The sequence below is a fragment of the Scytonema sp. UIC 10036 genome (genome assembly GCF_009725235.1).
In genome coordinates, this window is record NZ_WJFC01000057.1 from 60,228 (window position 1) to 67,003 (window position 6,776).

The 6,776-nt window shown below is 42.3% G+C and carries 5 protein-coding genes; 3 read left to right on the forward strand and 2 right to left on the reverse strand.

Annotated features, from left to right (window positions below; all coding sequences use genetic code 11):
- The first annotated feature begins 19 nt into the window (after positions 1–19).
- Entirely contained in the window at positions 20–1,600 is a 1,581-nt protein-coding gene (locus F7734_RS25555; RefSeq protein ID WP_155747448.1) for an NAD(P)/FAD-dependent oxidoreductase, read from the forward strand.
- A 47-nt stretch (positions 1,601–1,647) separates the two neighbouring features.
- Here F7734_RS25555 and F7734_RS25560 read toward each other — a convergent pair whose 3' ends face one another.
- Complete coding sequence (locus F7734_RS25560) at positions 1,648–2,061, reverse strand: heavy metal-responsive transcriptional regulator (RefSeq protein ID WP_155747449.1); 414 nt, start codon at positions 2,059–2,061, stop codon at positions 1,648–1,650.
- Positions 2,062–2,233: 172 nt separating this feature from the next.
- On the opposite strand from F7734_RS25560, the gene F7734_RS25565 reads away from it, so the two are divergent.
- Positions 2,234–2,593 carry a hypothetical protein gene (locus F7734_RS25565; protein WP_155747450.1) on the forward strand — a complete coding sequence of 120 codons (360 nt, stop codon included), beginning with the start codon at positions 2,234–2,236 and terminating at the stop codon, positions 2,591–2,593.
- A gap of 1,082 nt (positions 2,594–3,675) precedes the next feature.
- Here F7734_RS25565 and F7734_RS25570 read toward each other — a convergent pair.
- Positions 3,676–4,437, reverse strand: a complete 762-nt coding sequence (locus F7734_RS25570; protein WP_155747451.1) for a class II aldolase/adducin family protein — start codon at positions 4,435–4,437, stop codon at positions 3,676–3,678.
- Positions 4,438–5,087: 650 nt separating this feature from the next.
- Between F7734_RS25570 and F7734_RS25575 the strand changes: the two genes are divergently transcribed.
- Positions 5,088–6,377, forward strand: coding sequence for a Glu/Leu/Phe/Val dehydrogenase (locus F7734_RS25575; protein ID WP_155747452.1), 1,290 nt, complete (start codon positions 5,088–5,090; stop codon positions 6,375–6,377).
- The last annotated feature ends 399 nt before the right edge of the window (positions 6,378–6,776 follow it).

Below are 6,776 nucleotides of genomic sequence, written 5' to 3' on the forward strand. Positions count from 1 at the left end.
ATACATAAAGGCATACCTAATGTCAAGATCGGCGTTGATGGCATCATTACGGCGAGCTTATAAAATCACTAGGGCATCGCTAAAAACAGGGATTCCAGCAGACGAAATAGCTGATATTGTCCGGCAAAAGATAACCCGCCGACGTCTTCTATATGGCGGTTTGGGATTGGCAAGTGCTATGAGTGCAATGATGTGGCATGGGGAACCAACTTCTGCTGCATTTGCCAAAAATCCTAAAGTTTTAGTCGTAGGTGCGGGAATTGCAGGGCTTGTTGCTGCTTACCGCCTTTCTCAAGCTGGCGTCCCTGTAGATATTATTGAAGCTAGAAATCGTGTTGGCGGGCGGATACATACAGTACATAATGTTGCTGGTACTTCTATACCTGTAGACTTGGGCGGAGAATTTATTGATAGTCATCATACAAGCTTACGCAATTTGGCAAAGGAATTAGGTCTAGAAATTGTAGATTTGTATACTATAGATAGCAATTTGATAGAAGGAATATCGTATTTTGATGGACGGATAATTTTAGAGAAAGAAATATTACAGTGGTTACCACCATTGGTACAAAAAATAGAGCGAGATTTGGCAGGAATTGGTAAAGCACCTGTAAATTATCGAACCAAGAATCAATTGGCTATTAAGTTAGATAATATTTCTATTACTCAGTACTTAGAGGAAGCACAAATTCATCCAATTCTAAAAGCAATCATTGAAAAAACTTACACGGGTTTATACGGTCAAGAAACTAGAATTCAATCTAGTTTAAATATGTTGTTATTTATTGGTACGGATACTAACAGCTTCGCTCCACTGAAAGAAAGTGATGAACGGTATCAGATTGTTGGTGGGAACAATCGCATCATTCGTTCATTGGCACAATTGCTGAAAAATTCTATTGAACTAGAGACGGAATTAGAAGAGATCGCCACTCAAAGCGATGGTAGATACCGGGTGAGTTTACGTTCTGGTAACCGCTCTGTTGAGAGAATTTACGAGCGAATTTTGTTTGCCCTACCGTTTAGTACTTTGCGTGATGTCTCCTTAAATGTAGATTTGCCAATCTTGAAAAAGAAAGCGATCGCAGAATTAGGTTATGGTAACAATGCTAAATTAATTACTGCCTATCAAGAACGAATTTGGCGCACGCGGCATAACTCAACTGGATTTGTCACGACTGACTTAAACTTTCAAACCATCTGGGAGCCATCCCATTATCAAAAAGGCTCAAGTGGTTTACTCACCAACTTTTCTGGGGGTCAAAAAAGTTTACCACTAGGGCTAAATTCACCTGAAATTCAGGCTCAAAAACTGCTATCCCAATTAGAAAATATTTTTCCAGGGATTGGTAGTGTGTATCGGGGTCAACCTATTTGTGCTTATTGGCGTCGGGAACCCTATACGAAAGGCTCCTATGCTTGTTACCTTGTGGGACAGTGGACAACAATTGCAGGAGTTGAACAACAACGGGTGGGGAATTTATTTTTTGCAGGCGAACACTGCTCCCAATTGTTTCAAGGTTACATGGAAGGCGGTTGTAGAACGGGGGAAATGTCTGCTGCGGATATTCTGCGTTCTTTGGGGTTGAAAAAGATGTAGGGGCGCAATGCCTTGCGCCCCTACATCTTTTCCACGCCTGTGTCTATTTAATTGCGCTCAATAATAGGACAAATAGTTTCTTCGCTTTGTTCGGTGATTTTTTCCCAACTAGAAAGTAGCCCCTCCAACTCTGACTTTAGGATAAATAATTGCTGAATTTGTTCATCAATAGCTGAGAGCTTGTTTTTCAACTGCACTTTTATGCGATCGCAAGGCATAAACCCATTATCATGAACATCTAAAAACTCTTTGATTTCCAATAAAGTTAATCCCAGATTTTGAGCACGTTTAATAAATTTTAACCGTGCAAAAACCTCAGAATTAAACAATCTAAATCCACCTTCAGTTCTCCCCGAAGCTTGAAGCAATCCTAGTTCTTCATAATAGCGGATAGTTTTAATAGGAACGCCACTTTCTTTAGCGACTTCGCCTATTTGTTTTAGCGGTTCTTGAACTAACATACCTACTTTACCCTGTCTTTACCCTCTCAGGAGAGAGAATTACCATTGTCATTTTAAACTCTCCAGTGAACTAGAGAGTCAAGAGATTTCCGAACAATGCCCCCTGTTAATTTTGCAAAATTTTAGGGAAAGCTAAAACAGTAGCTTCTCCAACAGGTGGGGTTCACCAAATATGATGAACGATAAAAATGATAATAATGAAGACACTCACTCAGAATTAGCTAATACAGAAGTTTACTCTTCGGAGTATAAAGATATATATCAACTTCTTGATATTCCAGCTATACAGACCGAGAACCTGCCCATATGGGATTTAGAACAGTTAGACTCAAAGGAGTTAGACAGAGGCTCCTGCAAGTACCAGAGACTCAAACCGGAGTCTTCAAGAATAGCTCATTGGCTGGAATATGAAGACACTGTAAGGCTAGAACGATTTAAGCTACCTACAGATAGCGATACCAACTTTAATCTTGATTTATACCTTAGAGATGATTATAAAGTAGGTTGGGTTGAGGAACGAAACCCAACTTGAACCCTTATTGTTGGGTTTCGTTCCTCAACCAACCTACCATTTTTGACATTTGAGGTGTCATTTTTTTGAGAAGCAATATTACTCAGATCCAGATGAGATGTCCCATCTGGCAGTATCTAAAGTATTGATTAGCATTACAAATTTTTAAAAGCTAAATCTGCCACTGCCACGTTCATCACTAATGTTCACACGATGCTCCCTGAAAATCTAAATTTTCTAATTCCATTTACAAGCTTCACAAAGAAAAACAGGAAAGCAAATTGTTAAAAATAATTATGACTTGTAGCTTCAGCAAATTCACTACAATACTGTAGTTAAAATTAAATCTCAATTTATACTAATTAGAAAAAAGACTGCTATATATACTGAGATATACCGAGGTAAAATTTCCTCAATCAAAAACCAATGAGCTATTTAAGAGAAAAATTGATACCAAAGGAAAAAAATCTCTCTTCCCTAAACCCTGATTCCTGACTCCCGTGATACATACATTAAAACGGTATCACGTCTGGCAGTTCTCGATCGCTGCTAAATACAAAACTTGGTAGCTAATCGGGAAGAGGAGGCTTTAGTCTTGCAATAAGCTTTTTTGAGCAAGAACATATTTACATTACTCCAAAACGCAGTTAACGTAATTGCCAAAATGCCAAATTCGACAGTGTAAAGCATTTTTGGAATTGCTAGAGCGTCGGTCAAGTCATAACGGTTGACAAAAACAGAATTATGTGCGTAAGTTAAAATGACGATTTCAGGCTAAATTTTTGGGTCTAGTTTTTAGCGATTCTCCTTCGGAGACGGTACGCGATCGCCAATGTAAAGAGTCTTTACTGGATTGCACACCTCGACCATTCTGAGATTTGTCTTATCAGAGTAGTATTGCGTCTCGTGGGGTGGGCGTCCTCGCTGGCTCAATTTACAAGAGACTAGTGGGCTGCCTCGTGGCTGTAGGTTACAGGAGGCGGAGCCTCGAGTAAGGCATTTCCAGGCGGAGCCTGGGAACGAGGAGATAATTTAGTCCTTGCCTTGCGGACTTTGTTTGTATAGCCGCGATTTCCAATCGTTGGGCTAAATAAAAGGGGTTACTACTCCAACAAATCAGGTTCTTCGCGTACCGCCTTTTGATAGATTGGCTGAAAACTGAACCACCCAGCTACTGGGGTTCCAATTTGACCGCGTGTGAGGCGTGCGGTTTCAGGTTTTATCAGACGGGGTTGACCCGCTGCTTCAGCCAATAGTTGAGCTTGGGACGATCGCTCTAAGCTAATGTACCACCACGCTGCTTCGTCAACAGTTTGACCGACTGTCAAATGACCGTGATTGCTTAAAATAACTGCTTTTTTGTTGCCTAATGCTTCAGCAATGCGCTTGCCTTCTTTAGGGTCTAGCACAACGCCAGTATAGTCGTCAAATACTGCGTGGTCTTCGTAAAAAGCGCAAGAATCTTGAGTGAGGGGATCGAGTAAACGATGAAAACTTGACCACGTTTTACCGTAAATTGAATGAGCGTGTGCGGCGGCGACAATATCCGGTCGCGCTTCATGCACTTGGGAATGGATGGCAAAAGCAGCTCGATTCACTCCACCTTCGCCTTTAACAACCTCTCCTTTTGCATCAACTAGAAGAAGGTTTGAAACCCGGATTTCAGCAAAGTTGAATCCATGGGCATTGACCCAAAAATGGTCTGTGAATTCCGGATCGCGGGCTGTAATATGACCTGCTGTACCCTCACTAAAACCAAAACGTGCAAATACACGAAAGGCTGCAGCTAGGTGTTGCTTGCGGTAAAGGCGTTCATCTTCTAGGCGATTGAAAACGGGGATTTGCGGTCTCTCATACTTTGCCATGGTTTTTCCGTTCCTTTTTGCAGGGGGCGTTTGTGCATCTACTTACAACGTTTTTCAAGTGAGCGCAACTTCACCTGCAAACCATCTTTCGGATGAGGAGTAGGTACCATCACAAGGTGATTGTACTTGTAATGCACGAGGCATCAAACGCCTCCTTATTCTAGCTTTACACGGTCTTCCTTGCTTGAGCCTGCGAGCGCAAAAATTCCTATTCTCAACCCTAATCCACAAGGGATCAAGGCAAATTGTAACGAAATTTACAAAAATGATATTTTTTTAGAAAAATAAGGATACGCTAAGCATAGTTCCCTCAAATGTGGTCGAATCTTGACAAAGTCATTTCTTCCAGTATAAACCAACACGACTTGTTGCACAGCCGCACTTGAAAAGTCATGTTGCGTGCTGGAGGATAGACTACCAAATACTCTCCCAACACTGTCACAATCGCCAAGGGTTGAAAGCAGTTGGAGCTACATGTGTGCTGATATCGGTTTGATTGGGATATCTATCCCAATTCAACAATTGCTATGGCAAATAATCGATAAAACTATGAAAAAAGCATAGATTTGACCCCATATAAGAGTCATTTCAGGAACTAACAATCGTACACGTCTAAAAGAGCGAAAATACCGCTATAAGGAGAAAATTTTATGGTTTCCTCTTGCGAGATCCCGTTGGTGGCTCCAACCCCCGCGCATATTTGTCCGTTCGATCAAGCCTGTAGCTATCTAGAACAGGCTGCAAAAGAATTGAATTTGGATCGGGGTTTGTTGGAACTTCTGAGACACCCACGCAAAGTCATCACAGTTTCTATTCCCGTCAAGAGGGATAATGGAGAGATTGAAGTTCTTGCTGGACATAGGGTACAACACTGCGATATTTTAGGTCCTTACAAAGGCGGTACGCGTTACCATCCGGCTGTTACATTACAAGAAGTGTCAGCACTTGCGATGCTCATGACTTGGAAATGTGCGCTCGTTGGTTTGCCTTATGGAGGTGCAAAAGGAGGTATTGCGATCGATCCAAAACTCTATAGTGTTGGAGAACTTGAAAGAATTACCCGACGTTACACAACGGAGTTAATTAAAGATATCGGTCCATCAGAAGACATTCCCGCACCAGATATGGGAACCTCTGCTCGTGAGATGGCATGGATGATGGACACTTACTCAATGAATGTAGGTCATGCCGTACCGGGAGTTGTCACTGGGAAACCTATTTCCATAGGTGGTTCGAGAGGAAGGGAAATGGCAACCGGACGCGGTACGACGATTGTTGTACGTGAAGCGCTAGCAGATATGGGTAAGTCGTTAGCAGGAGCGCGAATAGCAATTCAAGGTTTTGGAAATGTAGGTGCTGCGGCAGCTTTATTGATGCACCAAGCAGGAGCAAAGATTATTGCTGTTTCTAATGCTTCTGGAGGAGTTTATTCAGATATCGGGCTGGATATCCCTGCTTTAAAAGACTATGCAACACAAAACCACAAGAGCCTTGTTGGGTACCCAGATGCAGTGCCAATTAGTAATGCTGAGCTATTGACTTTGCCCTGTGATGTGTTGGTTCCGGCGGCGTTAGAGAATCAAATCACAGGGAAAAACGCTCATCAGGTAGAAGCAAAGATTGTGGCAGAAGCAGCTAATGGTCCTGTGACTCTTGAAGGAAATGAAATTTTGGAAGCAAAGGGGATCGTGGTGCTACCAGATATTTTGGCAAACGCTGGTGGTGTTGTGGTGAGTTATCTGGAGTGGGTGCAAGGTCTTTCTTATGTATTTTGGGATGAAGAGCGTGTCAATAAGGAACTGGAATTGCTGATGGTGCAGGCATACCGTCAAGTCATGCAACAATCTCAACAACGTCACATACCTCTGCGGTTGGCAGCATATACTTTGGGTGTTGGTCGCGTTGCTCAAGCACTTCACGACCGGGGTCTTTATCCTTAGAAATTTCCAAGAAGTAAATTCTGCATCTTGTGGTGCGGAGAGCAGTGCTGTACGGTGAGTCTAGTCACAAGTTAGAATTACCCCCCTTAATCCCCCCTTATAAAGGGGGGAAATTGATTGGCTTATTTACCCCCCTTAATCCCCCCTTATAAAGGGGGGAAATTGATTGGCTTATTTACCCCCCTTAATCCCCCCTTATAAAGGGGGGAAATTGATTGGCTTATTTACCCCCCTTAATCCCCCCTTATAAAGGGGGGAAATTGATTGGCTTATTTACCCCCCTTAATCCCCCCTTATAAAGGGGGGAAATTGATTGGCTTATTTACCCCCCTTAATCCCCCCTTATAAAGGGGGGAAATTGATTGGCTTATTTACCCCCCTTAATCCCCCCTTATAAAG